Source organism: Haloferax profundi (genome assembly GCF_001469865.1).
GTDB classification, from domain to species: Archaea; Halobacteriota; Halobacteria; order Halobacteriales; family Haloferacaceae; genus Haloferax; species Haloferax profundi.
In genome coordinates, this window is sequence record NZ_LOPV01000245.1 from 1 (window position 1) to 537 (window position 537).

At 50.8% G+C, this 537-nt stretch carries 1 pseudogene; it reads right to left on the bottom strand.

Annotated elements, in window-relative coordinates:
* Positions 1 to 453 (bottom strand): annotated as a pseudogene (locus AUR66_RS11520) (conjugal transfer protein); the annotation flags it as partial.
* Between the last annotated feature and the right edge of the window lie 84 nt (positions 454 to 537).

The window sequence follows — 537 nt, forward strand, 5'->3', positions numbered from 1 at the left end:
CCGCCCGTGGTCTTCTGCCCACGCTTCGTAGAGTGACCGAACTTCCTCCTTTGGGAGTACCGCATCTTCATCTTGAATTAGGTATTCATCGACGAATGATTCGAACGTCACATCACGCTCTTGCTTGGAACTCAGATCATCAGAGTTCCCTGCCTCGTCTTGCCCGTCTCCTTTGGAATGTCCAGACTGGATATCCCTGTTAACCAACGTGGAAAGTGATTCTAATTCACCGCCATTGTACACAACCGGTTCCATAGCCTCGCGAAGAATCACGATACTGTACGTTCCACGGTGATACGTGGGTTCTGGGAGTTCATTTTCAGGGATGAACGGCTCTTTGATTTTCACCCACTCAGACTCGAATGCGTCCTTAGACTCGTAGACGTGTGTTTCTCCACGGCCATACACGAGATACTTGTCAACAGCAGGGTCGTAGCTGTACGTTGCTGGCACGCGTTCTTTCGTAATCGACGACCGCTCGGAAACACGGAGATACTCTGTCCCAGATCCATCGCGGAGAACAATCGACTCATCCTC